The 18,874-nt window shown below is 63.9% G+C and carries 18 protein-coding genes; 7 read left to right on the top strand and 11 right to left on the bottom strand.

All coding sequences use genetic code 11. The features are described from left to right. Positions 1-160: 160 nt before the first annotated feature. Complete coding sequence (locus tag IG169_RS19515) at positions 161-1,162, top strand: 2-hydroxyacid dehydrogenase (protein WP_193177933.1); 1,002 nt, start codon at positions 161-163, stop codon at positions 1,160-1,162. 22 nt (positions 1,163-1,184) lie between these two features. Here IG169_RS19515 and IG169_RS19510 read toward each other — a convergent pair whose 3' ends face one another. From IG169_RS19510 to IG169_RS19475, 8 genes are all read right to left on the bottom strand, one after another. Beyond that, complete coding sequence (locus tag IG169_RS19510; RefSeq protein ID WP_193177932.1) at positions 1,185-1,946, bottom strand: molybdopterin-synthase adenylyltransferase MoeB; 762 nt, start codon at positions 1,944-1,946, stop codon at positions 1,185-1,187. Next, positions 1,943-3,094: a DNA replication/repair protein RecF gene (gene recF, locus IG169_RS19505; RefSeq protein WP_193177931.1), complete on the bottom strand. Its 1,152-nt coding sequence runs from the start codon at positions 3,092-3,094 to the stop codon at positions 1,943-1,945. The genes IG169_RS19510 and recF overlap by 4 nt, the downstream gene beginning before the upstream one ends. A 25-nt stretch (positions 3,095-3,119) precedes the next feature. Beyond that, positions 3,120-4,238 (bottom strand): DNA polymerase III subunit beta, encoded by a 1,119-nt coding sequence (gene dnaN, locus IG169_RS19500; RefSeq protein WP_193177930.1) that lies wholly within the window; start codon positions 4,236-4,238, stop codon positions 3,120-3,122. Between the two features lie 243 nt (positions 4,239-4,481). Continuing rightward, positions 4,482-6,107, bottom strand: a complete 1,626-nt coding sequence (dnaA, locus tag IG169_RS19495) for a chromosomal replication initiator protein DnaA (RefSeq protein ID WP_193177929.1) — start codon at positions 6,105-6,107, stop codon at positions 4,482-4,484. A 770-nt stretch (positions 6,108-6,877) separates the two neighbouring features. Then, a complete protein-coding gene (gene rpsT, locus IG169_RS19490) occupies positions 6,878-7,144 on the bottom strand; it encodes a 30S ribosomal protein S20 (RefSeq protein ID WP_193177928.1) in 267 nt (88 codons plus the stop codon). 160 nt (positions 7,145-7,304) lie between these two features. Continuing rightward, positions 7,305-8,078, bottom strand: coding sequence for an enoyl-CoA hydratase (locus IG169_RS19485; RefSeq protein WP_193177927.1), 774 nt, complete (start codon positions 8,076-8,078; stop codon positions 7,305-7,307). A 34-nt stretch (positions 8,079-8,112) separates the two neighbouring features. Beyond that, complete coding sequence (gene mutM / locus IG169_RS19480) at positions 8,113-9,006, bottom strand: bifunctional DNA-formamidopyrimidine glycosylase/DNA-(apurinic or apyrimidinic site) lyase (protein ID WP_193177926.1); 894 nt, start codon at positions 9,004-9,006, stop codon at positions 8,113-8,115. After that, on the bottom strand, positions 8,999-10,240 hold the full coding sequence (locus IG169_RS19475; protein WP_193177925.1) for a phosphopentomutase: 1,242 nt from the start codon (positions 10,238-10,240) through the stop codon (positions 8,999-9,001). The genes mutM and IG169_RS19475 overlap by 8 nt, the downstream gene beginning before the upstream one ends. Before the next feature lie 113 nt (positions 10,241-10,353). Between IG169_RS19475 and IG169_RS19470 the strand changes: the two genes are divergently transcribed. Then, positions 10,354-11,259 (top strand): phosphate/phosphite/phosphonate ABC transporter substrate-binding protein, encoded by a 906-nt coding sequence (locus tag IG169_RS19470; RefSeq protein ID WP_193177924.1) that lies wholly within the window; start codon positions 10,354-10,356, stop codon positions 11,257-11,259. 26 nt (positions 11,260-11,285) lie between these two features. Here the strand turns inward: IG169_RS19470 and IG169_RS19465 are convergent, their stop codons facing one another. The 3 genes from IG169_RS19465 to IG169_RS19455 all read right to left on the bottom strand — a co-directional run bounded on the left by IG169_RS19465 (position 11,286) and on the right by IG169_RS19455 (position 13,117). Next, on the bottom strand, positions 11,286-11,900 hold the full coding sequence (locus IG169_RS19465) for a TadE/TadG family type IV pilus assembly protein (protein ID WP_193177923.1): 615 nt from the start codon (positions 11,898-11,900) through the stop codon (positions 11,286-11,288). 35 nt (positions 11,901-11,935) lie between these two features. Continuing rightward, positions 11,936-12,490 carry a TadE/TadG family type IV pilus assembly protein gene (locus IG169_RS19460; RefSeq protein ID WP_193177922.1) on the bottom strand — a complete coding sequence of 185 codons (555 nt, stop codon included), beginning with the start codon at positions 12,488-12,490 and terminating at the stop codon, positions 11,936-11,938. A gap of 153 nt (positions 12,491-12,643) precedes the next feature. Then, entirely contained in the window at positions 12,644-13,117 is a 474-nt protein-coding gene (locus IG169_RS19455; RefSeq protein WP_246717462.1) for a pilus assembly protein N-terminal domain-containing protein, read from the bottom strand. Between the two features lie 314 nt (positions 13,118-13,431). Between IG169_RS19455 and IG169_RS19450 the strand changes: the two genes are divergently transcribed. From IG169_RS19450 to IG169_RS19430, 5 genes are all read left to right on the top strand, one after another. Continuing rightward, positions 13,432-13,593, top strand: coding sequence for a Flp family type IVb pilin (locus IG169_RS19450; RefSeq protein WP_193177921.1), 162 nt, complete (start codon positions 13,432-13,434; stop codon positions 13,591-13,593). Between the two features lie 153 nt (positions 13,594-13,746). Next, positions 13,747-15,978 (top strand): AGE family epimerase/isomerase, encoded by a 2,232-nt coding sequence (locus tag IG169_RS19445; protein WP_210326108.1) that lies wholly within the window; start codon positions 13,747-13,749, stop codon positions 15,976-15,978. Between the two features lie 82 nt (positions 15,979-16,060). Continuing rightward, positions 16,061-17,143, top strand: a complete 1,083-nt coding sequence (cysK, locus tag IG169_RS19440) for a cysteine synthase A (RefSeq protein WP_193177920.1) — start codon at positions 16,061-16,063, stop codon at positions 17,141-17,143. A gap of 166 nt (positions 17,144-17,309) precedes the next feature. Next, on the top strand, positions 17,310-18,311 hold the full coding sequence (locus IG169_RS19435) for a GAF domain-containing protein (RefSeq protein ID WP_343225679.1): 1,002 nt from the start codon (positions 17,310-17,312) through the stop codon (positions 18,309-18,311). A 143-nt stretch (positions 18,312-18,454) separates the two neighbouring features. Beyond that, the gene (locus IG169_RS19430; protein ID WP_193177919.1) at positions 18,455-18,757 is read left to right on the top strand and encodes an antibiotic biosynthesis monooxygenase; all 303 of its coding nucleotides are present in this window, start codon (positions 18,455-18,457) and stop codon (positions 18,755-18,757) included. Positions 18,758-18,874 lie beyond the last annotated feature (117 nt).

Here is an 18,874-nt window from a genome sequence, read left to right as displayed (position 1 = left end):
CGGCGTGCCTGCGGTCGCGCGCAAAACTCTTTGTCTTGTCACGGCCACCTTGCTAGAGAACGGCAAGCGGGCCGGTCGCCATTCTGGTCCATCTTGGTTAATGAGCGCTCAACGCCGCATGACGGCATCTGATAATGCGGGCGCGTTACTGGGAGTTGGAATGCCTCTAAGCAGAAAACCGCTGGTCGTCATAACCCGCAAGCTGCCCGACCAGGTCGAGACGCGGATGCGGGAACTGTTCGATGTCCGGCTGAACGAGACGGACACGCCGATGTCGCGCGAGGCGCTGGCGGAGGCGATGCAGACGGCCGAGGTTCTGGTCCCGACGGTGACCGACAAGATCGATGCCGAACTGATCGGCAAGGCCGGGCCGCAACTCAAGCTGATCGCCAATTTCGGCAATGGTGTCGACAATATCGACGTAAAGGAGGCGCATACCCACGGCATCACCGTGACCAACACGCCCAATGTGCTCAACGAGGATACCGCCGACATGACCATGGCGCTGATCCTCGCCGTGCCGCGCCGGCTGACCGAGGGCGCCGCGGTTCTGACCGGCGAGGGCGAGTGGCAGGGCTGGTCTCCGACCTGGATGCTCGGCCGCCGCATTTCCGGAAAGAAGCTGGGTATCATCGGTCTCGGCCGGATCGGCATCGCGGTCGCGCGCCGCGCCCGCGCCTTCGGCCTGTCGATCAACTATCACAACCGCCACCGCATGTCGGAATCGATCGAGCGGGAACTCGATGCCATCTGGTGGGAAAGCCTCGACCAGATGCTCGCCCACATGGATATCGTCTCGGTCAACTGCCCGTCGACGCCGGCGACCTTCCACCTCCTGTCGGCGCGCCGCCTCGAGCTGATGCTGCCGACCGCCTATATCGTCAACACGTCGCGCGGCGACGTCATCGACGAGCAGGCGCTGATCCGCCTGATCGAGGAAGAAAAGATTGCCGGCGCCGGTCTCGACGTCTTCGAGCACGAGCCGTCGGTCAATCCGCGCCTGCGCGACCTCGCCCGCAGGGGCAAGGTGGTCGTGTCGCCGCACATGAGTTCGGCGACCATCGAGGGCCGCATCGAGATGGGCGAGAAGGTCATCATCAACATCCGCATGATGGCCGACGGCGACCGCCCGCCGGACCGCGTCCTGCCGTCGATGGTGTGATCGCGCCGCGGCGCGGTCCGTGTCAGCTGCGCCTTTTGTAATTCATCGTCTGGAACCGCACCGACAGCGCGTCGTAGAGCAGGATCTTGCCGACCAGAAGATCGCCTGTGCCGGTGATCAGTTTCAGCACTTCCACCGCCTGCAGCGTGCCGATCACGCCCGCCACCGCGCCGAGAATGCCGGCTTCCGCGCAGCTTGGCACCGTGCCTTCCGGTGGTGCCTCGGGAAACAGGTCGCGGTAACGCGGCCAGGGCTCGCCCTTTTCGTTCGTCGCGTGCGGCATCAGCACGGTCAGGCTGCCGTCGAAGCGGCCGAGCGCCCCGGCGACCAGCGGCAGCTTCAGCTCCTCCGCCGTGGCGGCGACGAGGTAGCGTGTCTCGAAATTGTCCGATCCGTCGACGACGATGTCGTAATCCGCCATGATCGCGGCGGCGTTTTCCGCCGTCAGCCGCACCGTGTGCTCGACGATCGCGATGTTCGGATTCATGTCGTTGAGGCTTGCTGCCGCGCTTTCCGTCTTCGGGCGGCCGATGTCGCCGGTTGCGTGCAGCACCTGGCGCTGCAGGTTGGAAAGGCTCACCGTGTCGTTGTCGACGACGCCGAGCGTGCCGACCCCCGCCGCAGCGAGATAGAGCAGCACCGGGCTGCCGAGCCCGCCCGCGCCGACGACGAGCACGCGCGCCGCCTTCAGCGCCTGCTGCCCGGCTCCGCCGATCTCCTGCAGGATGATGTGGCGCGCATAGCGCTCGATTTCGTCTGGCTTCAGGGGCTTGCCGTCGCTCATGGATTGTCCGCCTCGCATTCAAGGGCACCGTTTTCGACCCGGAAATACTGGGCGCGCTCGCCGAGCGCGTCGAACAGCGCCCGGTCCGTTCCCGTCATGAAGGCCTGGCCGCCGACGGCGTCGACCCGGTCGAACAGTGCTGCGCGGCGCACCGGGTCGAGATGTGCCGCGATTTCGTCGAGTAGCATGATCGGGGCCATGCCGGAAACGGTTCGCGTCAATCCGGCATGCGCCAGCACGAGTCCGATCAGCAGCGCCTTCTGCTCGCCGGTCGAGCAGCGCGCCGCCTCCATGTCCTTCTGTTCGTGCCGGATGGCGAATTCGGCGCGGTGCGGGCCCGTCAGCGTGCGTCCGGCCGCGCGGTCGCGGTAGCGCCCGTCGCGATAATCCGCGATCAGCTTTTCCTCGATCTCGCCCGCTGCCGCGCCCTCGCGCGCCGCGGCTTCCAGATCGCCCTCGATGGCGAGCGCCGCCGAAGGGAACGGATCGCCCGAGCCGCGCCGTTCCGCTATGATCGCGACGAGAAGGCCGGCCAGTTCCTGGCGCGCGGCGATGATCGCCGAGCCGAGCGCTGCAAGCTGCGCCTCGGTCGCGCTGAGCCACGCGTCCGTCTGGCCGCCGGGGGCGTCCTCAAGCAGCCGGTTCCTCTGCCGCATCGTCTTTTCGTAGTCGGCCGCGCGCCGTCCGTGCGCCGGATCGATCGCCAGCACCATGCGGTCGAGAAACCGCCGCCGGTCGGAGGCTGGCCCGGTGAAAAGCCCGTCCATCGATGGCGTCAGCCAGACGATCCGGCACAGATCGAGCAGTTCGTCGGCGCTTTTCGCATTCGTGCCGTTGATCCGCACGCGGCGCTGGTTCTGCTCGCCGAGCGCCGTTCCCGTGCCGATCGCGAATGTGTCGCCGTCGCGTACAAGCGTCGCGTGGACGGCGAAGCCGCCGTCGGTGCCCGCCGTGGCGACGTCGGCGAGTTGCGCCCGTCGCAAGCCGCGTCCGGGCGACAGGAAGGAGACGGCTTCCATCAAATTGGTCTTGCCCGCACCGTTCGCGCCCGTCAGCACGACGTGCCGGGCCTCGAACTGCACCGAAAGGCTTGCATAGTTCCTGAACGCCGTCAGCTTTAGCGCGGAGAGGTGGCTTTCCGGCGTCATTGTCTCACGGGCGCGGATCCGCGTCCTAAACGCGCATCGGCATCAGCACGTAGAGCGACTGGTCGTCGGCGGTGTCGATGATCAGCGTCGGCGATCCGGCGTCGGCGAGCGTGAACTTCACCTCCGGCCCCGTGATCTGGTTGGTGATGTCGAGCAGGTAGCGCGCGTTGAAGCCGATTTCCATCGGCTCGGAGTCGTAACCGACGGCGAGTTCTTCGGTCGCCGATCCGGAGTCCGGATTGTTGACGGTCAGCGTCATCTGACCGTCGGCCAGCGCGATCTTCACGGCGCGGCCGCGTTCGCTGGAGACGGTGGATACGCGGTCGACGGCGGAGGCGAAGGTCTGCCGGTCGACCAGCATGTCCTTGTCGTTGCCGGTCGGGATCACCCGCTGGTAGTCGGGGAAGGTGCCGTCGATCAGCTTCGAGGTCAAAACGATTGCGCCGATGGTGAAGCGGATTTTCGAGTCGGAGAGTTCCACGGTCACCGCGATGTCCGGATCGTCGACCAGCTTCTGCAGTTCGCCGACCGTCTTGCGCGGAATGATGATGCCCGGCATCGCTTCCGAACCGTTCGGCGCCGGCGTCTCGCAGCGCGCCAGCCGGTGGCCGTCGGTCGCCACAGCGCGCAACACGATGTCGCCGTCGCCTTCGGCGGTGTGCATGTAGATGCCGTTCAGGTAATAGCGCGTCTCTTCCGTCGAGATCGCGAACTGCGTGCGGTCGATCAGTTCCTTCAGCACGTCCGAGTCGAGGCGGAACGTGTGCGAGAATTCACCGGCCGTCAGCTCCGGGAAATCCGATTGTGGCAGGCATTGCAGCTTGAAGTTCGAGCGCCCGGAGATCACCGTCATCGAATTGCCGTCGGGATCGGTCGACAGCATCACCTCCGTGCCGTCGGGCAGCTTGCGCACGATGTCGTAGAGAAGATGCGCGGCGACCGTCGTCGCGCCGGCCTGTTCGACCATGGCAGGCGCGGCTTCGGTGATCTCCAGGTCGAGGTCGGTCGCCTTCATGTCGAGCGCCGATCCCTCGGCTTTCAGGAGCACGTTGGAAAGGATCGGAATGGTGTTGCGGCGTTCGACGACCCGGTGAACGTGGTTCAGGGATTTCAGCAGGTTGGCTCGTTCGAGGGTGACACGCATGGTTCGCTGTCCGGTTGGATGACTTCATGACGGGCCGGCGTGAAAAGGGACAACGCGCGCGTGCGAATTCGGGTGAATTCATCGGCGCTCCGTCCTCGCCGGTTCGGACCGCGAATGTGGCGGCTTGCGCCTTGAAAAGCAAGCGCGGAGGGCGGTTGACGCAAGGGCGTTCCGTCAAAGGCTGGGGAAAATGACAGGTCCCGGCCGGAGGGTCTTGGGCCCACCCGGCCGGAACCGCGTTTTCTATTCCTCGATCAGCCGTTTCAGGAGTTCCAGCTCCTTGGCGAGCTGCCCGTCCTCGGCGATCATGCCTTCCACCTTGCGCACCGCGTGCAGCACGGTCGTGTGATCGCGGCCGCCGAAACGGCGTCCGATCTCCGGCAGTGAGCGCGGCGTCATCATCTTGGCCAGATACATCGCGATCTGGCGCGGTTTGACGATCACCCGCGTGCGCCGGTTGGACAGCATGTCCGTGCGCGACACGTTGTAGTGCCGTGACACCGCCCGCTGGATGTCCTCGATGCGGATCTTGCGGTTGTCCTCGACCCGAACGAGATGGCCGAGAATGTCGTCGACCCGGTCGATCGAAAGGTCCGGCTCGAAGGAGTGCCGGAACACCAGCTGGTTGAAGGCGCCTTCCAGCTCGCGGAAGCTCGACGTGACGCTCTTCGCCACGTGCTCCAGCACCTCGCTGGAGATCTCGAGCGTCAGGTCGTCCTTCTTGGCGCTTTCGAGACGCTGCTGCAGCATGGAGAGCCGCATCTCGTAGTCGGGCGCGCCGATCTCCAGCGCCACGCCGCCCTGCAGGCGCGACCGCACCCGCGGATCGAGCGATTCCAGCTCGTGCGGTGGCCGGTCCGCGGCGACCACCACCTGGCGCGCGCTGTCGAGCAGCGTGTTGATCAGGTGGCAGAATTCGGACTGGATCTTCTTGCCCTGCAGGAACTGCATGTCGTCGATGATCAGGAGGTCGATGTCGTGCAGCGTTTCCTTCAGGAGCAGCGCATTGTTGTCGCGGATGGCGCTGGCGAAGCGCCACATGAAATACTCGGCCGTCAGGTAGACGACGCGCTTCTTCGGTTCGCTGGCGAGTACGCCATTGGCGATCGCCTGCAGCAGATGCGTCTTGCCGAGACCGACGGACGCATAGATGAAAAGCGGGTTGAAGCGCGCCGCATTGGCGCCCTGGTCCGCCGCCGCACGGGCCGCCGCAAGGCTGACCCGGTTCGACTTGCCCTCGATGAAATTGTCGAAGGTGTAATGCGAGTCGATCGGCGAGCCGATCAGCTTGCCATTGGCGTTCTGCTCGGCGAAACCGGCCGCGCGGGCAGGTTTGCTGCGGTCCTGGGAGTAGACCGCGCGGGCGATCGGCTGCATCGTGGCCTTGCGGGGATTTGCCGCCGGGCTCGCAGCGTCGTCGGGGCGCAGTTGCGCCGGTGCCTTGGTGGCGCTCCTGACCACGATTTCCACCTGCAGGATCTCCGGAACCTCTTCGGCCCACAGCGCCATCAGGTCGTCTATATAATGGCTGTTGATCCATGACCGCAGGAAGGCGGTCGGCACCGACATGCGCGCCACGCTGCGGGTCGCCGAGTCCAGCTTCAGCCGGCCGAACCAGCTATTGTAGACGTCGGCGCCGATCTTGGTGCGCAGGCGCTGTTTGACGCGTTCGAATGCCGCATCATGTGCGACGGGTTCCTTGTCTGATTTTCCCGATTGTGGGTCCGGCCCGCCCAATGTTCCGTCGCTCAAAACGTCCCCCTTGTTGGCGCTTTTGGCCGATGTTTTTGCGCAATGCCCCACTATGATTGCGGGAATGCCGGTCTTACCCTCGAGTTGACCGTTCAAGCCCTCGCTATCGTACCTCATCGACCCTCTCTCTGTCGCCCTGTTCCTTGAGATTTATTCCGAAAAATCGGCTGCTGCGCTGCCCACATTCACGCCGCTGCCGTGTCATGTGCTGTCTGTTTTTCTGAAGTGCCGTCCCCCGCAATAGTCTACTGTTCACCGGTCGCGAAACCGGCGTTCCCCGTGGTCTTTTTCACCTGTTTTTGAAGCGGACGGCGAACTGCCGACCAGGAGACAAGGCTTGCACACCATCGCGCTTGGGCTCAAAATATGACCCCGGTTTTGAAGCGCGCTGCTGTCTGTTCAAGCGTCTTGTCTGATGTCTGAAAGATACAAAATTCGGAGGGCCGAAGGCAACCCGTCTTAAGTGATTTTTAAGGAATCAATTGGCTTGCAAATGGGTTCGAAATGCGCATTTCGAACCCTGTGAAAACCTAAATATTTGTGATTCCACAGATTCTCTTTTCACCTCAAAAACCCCCTTTCGGATAATCTAATTTTTTAAATTCCGCCGATTACTATTTTTTGCGGTTGGGGTGCGGGGAGAGGTTATCCCCGTTGATGTACGTCCTATAAGATCTTGTAATTATTGAGAGAAATAGGAAATTTAAAAATACCGTTGCATTTTTGCGACGGCGCGATTGCCGTATCCGTCGTTCAGGCTACGCCTTAAGGCGTTGCGGTTACACGCAAAACCCGCACTGTCCACAGACGGTCGAATTTTTGTTTCCCAGGAAACAAAAAAGCCCGGCTGAGCCGGGCTTGTCATTACCTTAGCCAACTAACGGAAGTCAGCTTGCCAGGGCCTTCACGCGGGAGGCCAGGCGAGAGATTTTGCGCGACGCCGTATTCTTGTGCATGACGCCTTTCGAGGCGGCGCGCATGATCTCCGGCTGGGCCGCTTTCAGCGCGTCCACGGCAGCCTTGGCGTCTCCCGACGCGATGGCTTCCTCGACCTTGCGCATGTAAGTGCGGATCCGCGAACGGCGAGCCGTGTTCACGGCGGTGCGGCGGGCAATCTTGCGCGTCGCTTTCTTGGCCGAGATTGTATTGGCCATGGTTGTCCTCTTTCTTTTTCGGAGCCCCGCGCCGGCTTCCGGAGCCATGCTGGGCAGACAAAATTATAATGGCGACCGGTTGGGCCGCCAAGGTGCGCGGTCTATACGCGCAAATGGCTTTGCCGTCAACGGTGCGCATGCGGCCCGCGGCGCCGGAATCCTAACGGTTCTTGAAGTTCGGCGAACGCTTCTCGGCGAAGGCCGCCATGCCTTCTTTCTGGTCCTCGAATGCGAACATCGAATAGAATAGCCGTCGTTCGAAACGCAAGCCCTCGGCGAGCGTCGTTTCGAAGGCCCGGCTGACGGTTTCCTTCGTCATCAGGACCGCCGGGCGCGAGAAGCCGGCGATCTTTTCGGCCGCCCGCATAGCTTCCTCGACGACGTCATGATCCGGCACGGTCCGCGCGACCAGCCCGGAGCTTTCGGCCTCCTGCGCGCTCATCAGCCGGCCTGTCAGGCACATTTCCATCGTTTTCGCCTTGCCGACGGCGCGCGCCAGGCGCTGGGTCCCGCCCATGCCCGGCATGATGCCGAGCGTGATCTCCGGCTGGCCGAATTTCGCGCCTTCCCCGGCGATGATGAAGTCGCACATCATCGCCAGTTCGCAGCCGCCGCCGAGCGCATAGCCCGACACGGCGGCGATGATCGGCTTGCGGGTCTCGGCGAAGCGGTCCCAGCCGGCAATAAAGTCGTTCAGGTAGACGTCGGCGTACTCGTAGGACTGCATCTCCTTGATGTCGACGCCGGCGGCGAACGCCTTGGCCGAACCGGTGATAACCATCGCGCCGATCTTGCCGTCGGCATCCATCTTGGTGACCGCGTCGAGCAGTTCCGACAACAGCTTCGAATTCAGCGCGTTCAGCGCGTCGGGCCGGTTCAGGGTGATCAGGCCGATCTCGCCGCGCTTTTCGGTCAGGATTGTTTCATACGCCATCTGTCTGCTCCACTCGGCATTGTCGTTCGCGGCGCTATTTCTGGCATGCCGGGCAATAGAAAGTCGAGCGCCCGGACTGGACGATCCTGCGGATTGTTCCGCCACATCCCTCGCGCCGGCAAGGAGCGCCCTCGCGGTCGTAGACCGAGAAGGAATGCTGGAAATAGCCGAGCGATCCGTCGGCGTGCACGTAGTCCTTCAGCGACGATCCGCCCGCGGCGATCGCATCGGCTATCACCGCGCGAATGGCGCCGGCAAGCCGGTCGCAGCGCTCCGTCGGCGTCCCGTTCTTGCGCACCAGCGTGCCCGCAGCCCGTTTCGGCGACAGACCGGCGCGCCACAGCGCCTCGCAGACATAGATGTTGCCGAGACCGGCAATCGCCCGCTGGTCGAGCAGCGCCGCTTTCAGCGGAGTCCGGCGCCCGGCCAGCGTCGCTGCCAGCGCTTTGCCGTCGAGCGCGTTGCCCGTCGGCTCCATGCCGAGGCCTTTCAGATGCGGATGTGCGGCCATCGAGGCCCGGTCGGTCAGGAACATGAAGCCGAAGCGGCGCGGGTCGTTGTAGACGATGCGGTGCGCCGAGCCGTCCGGCCCCTCGATGTGCAGGACCACGTGATCATGGGCGGCGAGTTTGGAGCGCGCATGGTGGAACGCCCCCGGCGCCATGCCGTTCAATTCGTCCTCGATGCGGAACGAACCCGACATGCCGAGATGGCAGACGAGGACGGTGCCGCCGTCGAGTTCGACCAAGAGATATTTTGCCCGCCGCCCGAGCGCGGCGATCCGGCGGCCGTTTAGCGCCGCGGCGAGGTTTTCGGGTAGCGGAAAGCGCAGGTCCGGCCGGCGTGTCTCGACCTGTGTGATCCGCGCGCCCTCCATCACCGGCTGAAGCCCGCGCCGGACGGTCTCCACCTCGGGCAGTTCAGGCATCGACGGCGAGGTCTGTCAGGAACGACGTCCCGTGCGGACCGGATTTCAGCCCGAGATGCGCGGCGATGGTTTCGCCCATGTCGGCATAAGTTGGACGCAGGCCGATGCCACCGGTCGCCATGCCGGGCCCGAAGCCGAGAACTGGAACGCGCTCGCGCGTATGATCCGTCCCCCGCCAGGTCGGGTCGCAGCCATGGTCGGCGGTGATGATCATCAGGTCGCCCGGCTGCAGCTTCGCCATCAGTTCCGGCAACCGCCGGTCGAATGCTTCCAGCGCCGCCGCATAGCCGGCGACGTTGCGGCGATGGCCGTAGAGCATGTCGAAGTCGACGAAATTGGTGAAGACCATGTCATGGTCGCCGGCTTCGTCCATCGCCTCCAGCGTCGCGTCGAGCAGCGCCATGTTGCCGGTCGCCTTGCGCAGCTTGGTGATGCCCTGATGGGCGAAGATGTCGCCGATCTTGCCGACGGCCAGGACGCGGCCGTCCGCTTTGGTCAGCCGATCGAGCAGCGTCGGCTCGGGCGGCGGCACCGAATAGTCGTGCCGGTTGCCGGTCCGCTCGAAATTCTCCGCATTGGTGCCGAGGAACGGCCGCGCAATCACCCGGCCGATATTCAGCGCGTCGACATGGCCGCGCACGATCTCGCACAGGTCGTAGAGCCTCTGCAGCCCGAAGGCTTCCTCGTGGGCGGCGATCTGGAACACCGAATCGCCCGACGTGTAGAAGATCGGCATGCCGGTCTTCAGGTGCTCTTCGCCCAGTTCGGCGATGATCTCGGTTCCCGACGCGTGCTTGTTGCCGAGCGATCCCTCCAGGCCAGCGTCCTTGTAGATTTTCTCGAGCAGATCGGCTGGAAAACAGGGAATCTCGTCCGGGAAATAACCCCAGTCGAAACGCACCGGCACGCCGGTCATCTCCCAGTGGCCGGACGGCGTGTCCTTGCCGTTGGAAACCTCGTCGCACGCCCCCCAGAAACCGGTGACCGTTTCCGGCTTCATGGACGCGGCAAGCGCATTGCCGGACGCTGCCTCGACCGCGTGGAACAGCCCGAGCGATGCCAGGTTGGGCACCGAAAGCGGACCGTGGCGCAGTCCTTCCTTGTCCGCCGCGCCGCGGCTGGCGGCTTCCAGGATGTGGCCGACAGTGTTCGATCCGGCGTCGCCGAAGCGTTCCGCGTCGTTTGCGCCGCCGATGCCGACGGAATCGAGGACGAAAAGGAATGCTCGTTTCATGGAATGCGCCTGTGTTTTTATTTAGTGCTGTAGCGGAGCCAGGGCGCAACGGTGCGCCGGCGCGTTTGAAATGGATCGTAAAGATGGCATCGCGGCGACGCCGAGACAAGTTGATGAATTTGACCGTCGCCGCGCTCGGGCTTTGCGCGGCCCTGGCGGTGGCCGTTCCCGCTTTCGCCGACTGGCGCGACGACCTCGGCGCCCTCCGCATCGGCGTCGTCATGCAGAACGGCAGGAATTACGATCCGCGGCGTTTCGAGGAATTTCGCGAGATCGTCTCCGAGACCCTGTCGCTGCCCGTGGAGATATTCCAGGCGCACGATGCCGCCGCGCTGATAGATGCCATGGCGACGTCGCGCATCGAATATTCGATCATGTCGGCGCTCGGCTACGCGACGGCCGACCGGATGTGCGAATGCATCGAGCCTGTCGCCGCACCCGTCAGCCGCGAAGGCGCGACTGCGGTGCGCTCCGTGTTGGTCGTTGACGACGCCCGGGTGCGCCGGATTGCCGATCTCGCCGCAGTGCCGATTGCCGCCGGTCCGGCCAATTCGCTCGGCGGCGATCTCCTGCCGTCCGCGGAGTTCGAATGGCAGGGCGGACCGCTCGCCGATTCCGGTCTCGATCTCGTACAGGCGGCATCCACGCGGGAAAGCCTGCGCCTGTTGGCGGACGGCGAGGTCGCCGCGGCATTTCTTTGGGAGTTCGTCCGCCCCGGGTCTGCAATGGCTTATGAGGACGGTCCGCGCGCCGCCCTCGACGGGATGTCGCCGGGCGGCTTCACGGTGTTGTGGCATTCCGAACCGGTCCGCTTCGGCCCGCATGCGGTGCGGCGGAACCTACCGGCGGCGGCGAAAGCGGCGTTGCGCCGGATGCTGGTCGATCTCGATGAAGCGGCGCCGCTTGCCTATGACAGCGTTTCACCCGCGCTCGGCGGCGGCTTCGAGGCGGCCGGCGCCGACGAATATCACTCGGCGCTTGCGCTGGTTTCGGCCTTGGGAACGAAAGAGGACAGGTAAACGGCAGGAGCCCGGCTGCGCCGGCCTCAGCAATCGGTGCAGGTGATGGCGTCGCCGAGACGCGGCCGCAGGAAATAGCGTTCCTTCATCTCGATCACGCCGATGCCGTTTTTCGTCGTGCCGATCGTGTCTCCGATCAGCCAGTTGACGATCGGCACGTAGTCGAGCTTCGTGTCGACGCGCACGAGGAAGGTGCCGTCGATGCGCAGGTCGTTCGGAACCCAGGTGTCTGCGCCCGGTGTTCCGCCCGGCCCGTTGAGGCCCTTGTCGTATTCGCGCGACCAGGCGATCTTGCCCCCTTGGGGATAGCTGGAATCGACATTGATGGCGACGATCGTGATGTCCGGCTTGTCTGCCACGTAGGGAAACAACACGGCTTCGCCGACCGCCATGATGTCTTCGAGCTGGCTCTTGTTGACTTCGGTCTGCTGCGTGACGAGGTCGGCGACGGTTGCCGAGACACGGCTGACCTTCTTGTTGATCGATACGGCGGTGGAGATCTCGATCGTCCCGAGATACATGGTCAGCATCAGCGGAACGATGAGCGCGAATTCGATGGCCGCGATACCGCGCTTGTCGCGCGAAAACCGTGCGGCGAATCCGCCGGCCCGTTTCAATGCCTTGGTCGTGAACGCTTTCATTGCGTTGCCTCGTTCGCTTGCCGTGCGGGGGATCCCTAGAACGGCTCGTTTTGCCATGTGACCGTCGCGTAGAGCAGTGTCCGGTCGTTCGGCAGGTTCGACAGGGAGGATCGCATCAGATCGGTCATCACCGGCCAGCGATAGAATATCCGCAACGAGTTGATCGTGCCGTTGCCGCCCGGGTTATAGGTGAATCCGGTCGTGTCGATATCGCCTTCCGGCGTGCGCGGGATGGTCTTCGGGACGTCCGCGAAAGAAGTATAGTACTCGAGATCGTACTCGAGTTGCGGACAGCCCGCGCCGACGATGATCGAGATTTCGCCGCAAAGCCGGTCGCGGAACTGCGACTTGGTGGTATTGGCGAGCGTCAGCTGACCGGTCCGGATCTGGCGTGAAAGCGTATCGGCCGCGTTGCTTATCACCTGTTGCGCCGTAAACGACACCGTCGTTTCGAGGATCGCGAAGGACAGCATCGTAAAGGGGATGGCCAGCATCGCGAACTCGATCGCGGTCGCTCCGCGACGATCGCGGCGAAAACCGCAAATCGTGTCGAGAATACGCCGGCGGGCTTTGAAAGCACGTTTCGCCATGTCTACCCCACACATCAAATCAGCCTCATTCCTATACGGAAATGATTGAGAAAACGTTTTTGGGCCCGTGGATTCACCGGCCCGCCGTTTACGATTTTTCAAGAAGTGCGGCGGCTGCGGCCCTGCCTTTATGCAAGGCCGCGCAAACCGGCATCAGTTGTTGCCGGAATTGTTCGCCTCGGCGATCGCGCGGATCGACTGGATTTCGGCTTCCGAAAGATAGGCCTTCTCGCAATAGGGTTCGCACGACAGCGTTTCAATGTTCGCCTGGCGGTAGATGCGTAGGGCGGCGCCGTTTTCCCGCGATACGGCGATCCGCTCGTCAAGGATCGGATTGCCGCCTGCATCGAGAATGACGAGATTGGTCTGTCCGAAGCCGCGGCCGGTCAGCACCAGCGTGCGTGAATCGCGCACCGTCGCGTCGGCGATTTCCGGATTGCCGATAATGACGGTCGCCGCCGGCTGCGACAGCTTCACGATTCTTGCCTGATTCAGGACGACGCGGATGCCCGGTTCGGGAACGGCGTTCATCGCCGCGAAGTCTTCGGCGGCAAACGCGGACGGCGATTGCATCAGGGCACCCGCCACGGCCATGGCGGAAAGCAACGATCGATAGCCCTTGTTCATGCCTGCACTCCTTGTCACCTGCATGCAGGCACTATCGCCGCGAATGATGAACGAAGATTTAACCATAATGCGTCGCGCGCGTGCTTCGGAGCCTGTCTGAAACGCCCGGGGACGCGGCGTCAGGCAGCCCTAAATTGTCGGCGATTTTCTACCCTTTGTTCACCATCGCAGCGGCTTTGACGTCTTAAAGCTTTGGAAACCGTGTTCCTTAAGCGGGTGGCAACAGGCGGTGTGTAGGTTGCCCTCATCCGATCAACGCCGTGCATGAGTGTTGACGGGGGTGCTGTGTAAACGAGTAATCAAGGAGCTCAACAATGTTCGCACGTTTCATGAAAGACGAATCCGGTGCAACCGCAATCGAATACGGCCTGATCGCCGCTCTGATCGCCGTTGCCATCATTACGGGCGCCACCACGCTTGGCTCGAACCTGAACGCCAAGTTCGACGCTATCGGCTCGAAGGTCGGCAGCGCCTAACGGCCGAGCTGCCCCTGGGTAGCACTTGATAGACAAAAGGCGGCCTGTCTCCAACCGGAGGCAGGCCGTTTTTCGTTTGACATCACCTTTTGGTACGGTTGCACCGAAAGCGGCCATGAAGTTTAGTTCCGGCTCTACAAAGGAACATTCCCGATGAAAGACGGCTGGCAGGAGATGAAGGCAATCGAAAGCGATGTGACGGTAACGCCGGTAATCCTGTGTGGCGGCGCGGGGTCGCGGCTGTGGCCGATGTCCCGCGAAGACAAGCCGAAACAATTTCACGCGCTCGTCAACGACCGCAGCCTGCTCGTCAACACGATCGAGCGGATGGTTCCGGCGGTCCCGGATGTTTCGTTCCGCCCGGTCCACGTGATCGGTTCCGCGGCGCTTGGCGAGGCGCTCGAAAAGGAAGTCTCGCGCGCGCCGGTACAGCCGGAAATCCTGGTTCTCGAGCCGTTCATCCGCGACACCGCCGCCGCCATCGCTGCCGCGATTGCGACCATTGCCGAGACCGATCCCGACGAACTCGTCATCGTGCTTCCGTCGGATGCCCGCATCGACGATGTCGCCGGGTTCCAGAAGACCGTTGCCGCCGCCGCGCGCATCGCCCGCGACACCGACGCGATCATGACGATCGGCATCACGCCGTCGCGCGCCGAGACGCAATACGGCTATATCGAAAAGGGTGAACCGCTCGGCGAGGGCTTCCGCGTCACCCGGTTCCGCGAAAAGCCGGACCACGAGACGGCCGAACATTACCTGAAAAGTGGTCATTTCCTCTGGAATGCCGGCATATTCCTGTTTCGCGCCGGCCGCCTCGCCGACGATTATGCGCGCCTGCAGCCCGAGATCTGGGCCTGTGCCCGCAAGGCGGCGAGCGAGGGTGTTCGCGACGGCCGCAAGCTCATCCTCGATCCGGACGCGTTTTCCGCTTCGCCGAAACTCTCCATCGACTATGCGATCATGGAATCCGCCGGCAATATCGGCGTCATGCCGGCGCAGTTCGACTGGGACGATCTCGGCTCCTGGGCGCAGCTCTACGAGGGCGCGTCCAAGGATGATCACGGCAATGCCCTGTCCGGCGATGTTATCACCGTCGACGCCGAAAATAACCTCGTGCGTGCCCGTGGGGCCACCGTCGCCATTGCCGGCGTCGAGGATCTCGTCGTCGTCGCCGAGGACAACAAGATCCTCGTCACGCGCCGCGACTGCACGCATCTGGTCAAGAACGTCACCCAGGCCTTCAAGGAGCGTGGCGACGATTCCCATCCCTCGACCGTGCGGTCCTGGCTGTTCGAGACCGCGCTGCCCTTCTGGGCCGAGCACGGCATTGACCGCGTCCATGGCGGCGTTCACGAGGCGTTGAAATTCGACGGCACGCCCGCCTCGCATCCGTTTAAGCGCCTGCGGGTGCTGGCCCGCCAGATTTATTGTTTCTCGCATGCCAGACTGATGGGCTGGCAGGGCGATGCCGACGGCATCCTGCGGCACTGCCTGGATACGTTGACGACGACCGGCTGGCATCCCGACGGCGGCTGGATCCATCAGTTCAATCCGGACGGCACCGTCCGCAACGAGACCCGCGACACCTACGACCACTGCTTCGTCATGTTCGGTCTTGCCTGGCTCTACCGCGCGACCGGCTGGCCGGAGGCGCGAGAATGGGCCGACCGGACGCTCGACTACATGGACCGGCACCTCGCCGACCACGCCCATGGCGGCTACTACGAGACCGACGGCCGCAACCTGCCGCGCCGCGCCAATCCGCACATGCATTTCCTCGAAGCGATGATGGCCTGGTACGAGGCGACCGGCGAGGAGAAATATCTCGACCGCGCCCAGGCGATGGTCATGTTGTTCGACCGGCATTTCTTCGACATCTCGACCGGTACGCTGTCGGAATTCTTCAATGCAGACTGGTCGCCCAGCCGCAAGACGCCGGAAGAAACCCGCATCGAGCCCGGGCATCATTACGAATGGGCCTGGCTGATCACCCGCTATCTGGATCATCGGGCGAGCCCGCGCGTCGATGACAAGGCGCGGCAGCTCTTCGCCACGGCGGCCACCTTCGGTCATCACCCGGCGACCGGGGCGGTCGCCGATGGCTTGCAGCCGGACGGGTCCTCCGTTGAACCGCATGCCCGCCTGTGGCCGCAGACGGAAGCCTTGAAGGCGGCGCTCGCCTTCGAGAAGCGCGGCCTCGGCACTGCTGCGGCACTGCGGCGGCGCACTTTCGACGTGCTGTTTGGATATTACCTCAATGGCCCGCTGCCCGGCGGCTGGTACGACGCCATCGACGACGAGGGCCACGTGACGGCCCCCGACATGCCGTCATCGAGCTTTTATCACGTCTATTGCGCGCTCGCCGAATACGCCGGCGGCTGAAACGCCATTTCCGCCCTCGAATTGTCGAATGCCCGCCTATGTGCTGTGCTATTGTGACGCAGCACGAAAAGGGAGGTGAAGCATGGCGGAGAAGCCAAAATTGAGAACCACGAACGGCCGCGGGAGACTGTTCGACAGCGTGCTCGACACCATCGGCGATACGCCTGCCATCCGGATCAACAATCTCGGCCCGGAAAATGTGACCGTCTATGTGAAGGCCGAATTCTTCAATCCCGCCTCGTCGGTCAAGGACCGTCTCGCCGTCAACATCATCGAGGCCGCGGAACGGGAAGGAAAGCTCAAGCCCGGCCAGACCGTGGTCGAGGCGACCAGCGGGAATACCGGCATCGGCCTTGCGATGGTCTGCGCCCAGAAGGGCTATCCACTCGTCGTCACCATGGCCGACAGTTTCTCGGTCGAGCGCCGGAGGCTGATGCGCATGCTGGGCGCCAAGGTCGTTCTGACGCCGCGCGCCCAGAAGGGCTTCGGCATGTATCAGAAGGCGGTCGAACTCGCCGAGAAGCACGGCTGGTTCCTGGCAAGGCAGTTCGAAACGGCGGCCAATGCCGAAATTCACGAGGCGACGACCGCCCGCGAGATCCTCGGCGATTTCGCCGGCAAGCGGCTCGACTATGTCGTCACCGGCTACGGCACCGGCGGAACGGTCACCGGTATCGGCCGGGTGCTGCGCAAGGAGCGCCCCGACACGAAGATCATCCTGAGCGAGCCCGCCAATGCGCAGCTCGTCGGCAGCGGCACGGCGCAGGAACGTGATCCCGACGGGTCTCCCTCGGTCAGCCATCCGGCCTTCGAACCGCATCCGATCCAGGGCTGGACGCCCGATTTCATCCCGCTCGTCCTGCAGGAGTCGATCGACAAGCATTTCTACGACGAGCTGATCCCGATCCCCGGGTCGGAAGGCATCGAATGGGCGCGCAAGCTGGCCCGGAAGGAAGGCGTCTTCACCGGCATTTCCGGCGGCTCGACATTCGCGGTTTCCATGAAGATCGCCGAGAAGGCCGAGCCCGGCTCGGTCATCCTGTGCATGCTGCCCGACACCGGCGAACGCTATCTCTCGACGCCGTTGTTCGAGGGCATTCCGGAAGACATGGATGACGAAGAGCGCGGCATCATGATGTCGACACCCGGCTTCCACATGGAGTGACACCGGCCCGCCTCAGGCGGTTTCGGTCGCGCGCCCGTCCTTCGTCCCGACGATCGCCCGTCGCGCGCGGGCGGTCGCGCATATGCGTATCGTCCCTTGGTCCAAATTGGCATTTCCGCTGCACAATGGTATCGGGAAGGTGCGGCCGGGTCGGAGGAGACGATAAGTGGCGCAACCGCATCACGTCGACAAGGTGATCAGCACGGTGAATTCGCCGACCGCTGCGGCGGTCTCGCGGCTGGCCGCGTCGTGGCGGCGTTCGCTGCTCAATCACCGCCTCGATCCGGCAAACGAACGCGCCCCCGAACGCATCGATGAAGCATCGTTGAAATTGCGCCGTTCCGCCATGGACCGGTTCATGACGATCGCGGCGCCGAAACTGGACCATCTGTTCGGACTTGTCGGCAACTCCGGATGCTGTGTGCTGCTGACCGACGCCGACGGCGTCATTCTCGACCAGCGCAGCATGGGCGCAGATGCAAACGTGTTCCAGGACTGGGGCCTGTGGAGCGGCGCCGACTGGAGCGAAGCGGCGGAAGGCACAAACGGCATCGGCACTTGTCTCGCGGAACAGCGGCAGGTCGTCATTCATCGCGGCGAGCACTTCCACGCCCGCAACACGATGATGAGTTGCATGGATGCGCCGATATACGGACCTGACGGAAAGATACTCGCGGCGCTGGACGTGTCGTCGTGCCGGGCGGACCAGACCGAGGCGTTCACCCGGCTGATCGCGGCAACGGTGGCGCAGGCGGCGCAGCAGATCGAGACGGATCATTTCCGGGCCTCGTTTACCGACGCGCGCATAATCGTCGCGCCGGACCGGGACGCCGATGGCGCCGTCCTTCTCGCCGTCGACCAGGACGACCTCGTGATTGGTGCCACGCGCGCCGCGCGCCGTGTGTTCGGGCTCGGAACGGACGAGACGATCCGGCCGCGGCCGGCTTCGGATCTGCTGGGCAGGCCGGATGGGCCGACCGGCTTCGAGAAGGCGGAGCGCGCGGCTCTCGTGCGTGCCATCGCGCGTGCCGACGGGAACCTCTCGGAGGCGGCGCGCGCGCTCGGCATCGCACGCGCGACGCTTTATCGCCGGATGAAACGTTCCGCGCTCCAACAGCGCCGCCGCGGCCTGTCCCGCGGCGAGGCTCGACGACATTCCCTAGCGTAATGTAGCGCGACAGCTCCAGGCCGGCGTGGTATCCTGCAAGGACGCCGGATCACGCCGGCGCCGCTCCGCGACATAAGCGCCCGGCGCGTTGTCGGTCATGTTCACCGCCGGCGGCACGATTGGCGGAATGCAGGGAGGAAGCCATGACGGCATACAACATCGTACGCATGAAAGTGAAACCCGGCGAAGAGGATGCCTATCTCGATCTTCACCGCAGCCGCGCCCTCGCGGAAATGCCCGGATTGAAGACGCTCCGCGTGGTCAAGACCGGCGAACGCGAATATTTCATCGTCGGCGAATGGACCGGAATGGACGCGCTGGCCGCAGCGCGCCCGGCGATGATCGCGACGCTGGACGAGTTCAGGGACCGTCTCGAGGATCTCGGCGGAGGCCTCGGCGTGACCGATCCGGCCTCCGGCGAAGTCGTCGTTGAGCGCATGAACTGACATCTGCGGGGCCGTTGACAGCGGGCGTTCTCCTGTTTCTTCGTCGAACTGTCTCAGCAGCGAGACAGTTCCGAGCGCCGCTTTTCCGGCGCCGGATGCGCAGCTGCGTCACCTCCT

The organism is Oricola nitratireducens (assembly GCF_014904745.1).
GTDB lineage: Bacteria > Pseudomonadota > Alphaproteobacteria > Rhizobiales > Rhizobiaceae > Oricola > Oricola nitratireducens.
The sequence above is the reverse complement of the archived record's forward strand: the minus strand, read 5'-3'. Positions and strand labels throughout refer to the sequence as shown.

Coding starts and splice junctions, on each gene's coding strand:
- IG169_RS19515 (WP_193177933.1), top strand. CDS start 161: ATGCCTCTAAGCAGAAAACCGCTGGTCGTCATAACCCGCAAGCTGCCC.
- IG169_RS19510 (WP_193177932.1), bottom strand. CDS start 1,946: ATGAGCGACGGCAAGCCCCTGAAGCCAGACGAAATCGAGCGCTATGCG.
- recF (WP_193177931.1), bottom strand. CDS start 3,094: ATGACGCCGGAAAGCCACCTCTCCGCGCTAAAGCTGACGGCGTTCAGG.
- dnaN (WP_193177930.1), bottom strand. CDS start 4,238: ATGCGTGTCACCCTCGAACGAGCCAACCTGCTGAAATCCCTGAACCAC.
- dnaA (WP_193177929.1), bottom strand. CDS start 6,107: ATGAGGTACGATAGCGAGGGCTTGAACGGTCAACTCGAGGGTAAGACC.
- rpsT (WP_193177928.1), bottom strand. CDS start 7,144: ATGGCCAATACAATCTCGGCCAAGAAAGCGACGCGCAAGATTGCCCGC.
- IG169_RS19485 (WP_193177927.1), bottom strand. CDS start 8,078: ATGGCGTATGAAACAATCCTGACCGAAAAGCGCGGCGAGATCGGCCTG.
- mutM (WP_193177926.1), bottom strand. CDS start 9,006: ATGCCTGAACTGCCCGAGGTGGAGACCGTCCGGCGCGGGCTTCAGCCG.
- IG169_RS19475 (WP_193177925.1), bottom strand. CDS start 10,240: ATGAAACGAGCATTCCTTTTCGTCCTCGATTCCGTCGGCATCGGCGGC.
- IG169_RS19470 (WP_193177924.1), top strand. CDS start 10,354: ATGAATTTGACCGTCGCCGCGCTCGGGCTTTGCGCGGCCCTGGCGGTG.
- IG169_RS19465 (WP_193177923.1), bottom strand. CDS start 11,900: ATGAAAGCGTTCACGACCAAGGCATTGAAACGGGCCGGCGGATTCGCC.
- IG169_RS19460 (WP_193177922.1), bottom strand. CDS start 12,490: ATGGCGAAACGTGCTTTCAAAGCCCGCCGGCGTATTCTCGACACGATT.
- IG169_RS19455 (WP_246717462.1), bottom strand. CDS start 13,117: ATGAACAAGGGCTATCGATCGTTGCTTTCCGCCATGGCCGTGGCGGGT.
- IG169_RS19450 (WP_193177921.1), top strand. CDS start 13,432: ATGTTCGCACGTTTCATGAAAGACGAATCCGGTGCAACCGCAATCGAA.
- IG169_RS19445 (WP_210326108.1), top strand. CDS start 13,747: ATGAAAGACGGCTGGCAGGAGATGAAGGCAATCGAAAGCGATGTGACG.
- cysK (WP_193177920.1), top strand. CDS start 16,061: ATGGCGGAGAAGCCAAAATTGAGAACCACGAACGGCCGCGGGAGACTG.
- IG169_RS19430 (WP_193177919.1), top strand. CDS start 18,455: ATGACGGCATACAACATCGTACGCATGAAAGTGAAACCCGGCGAAGAG.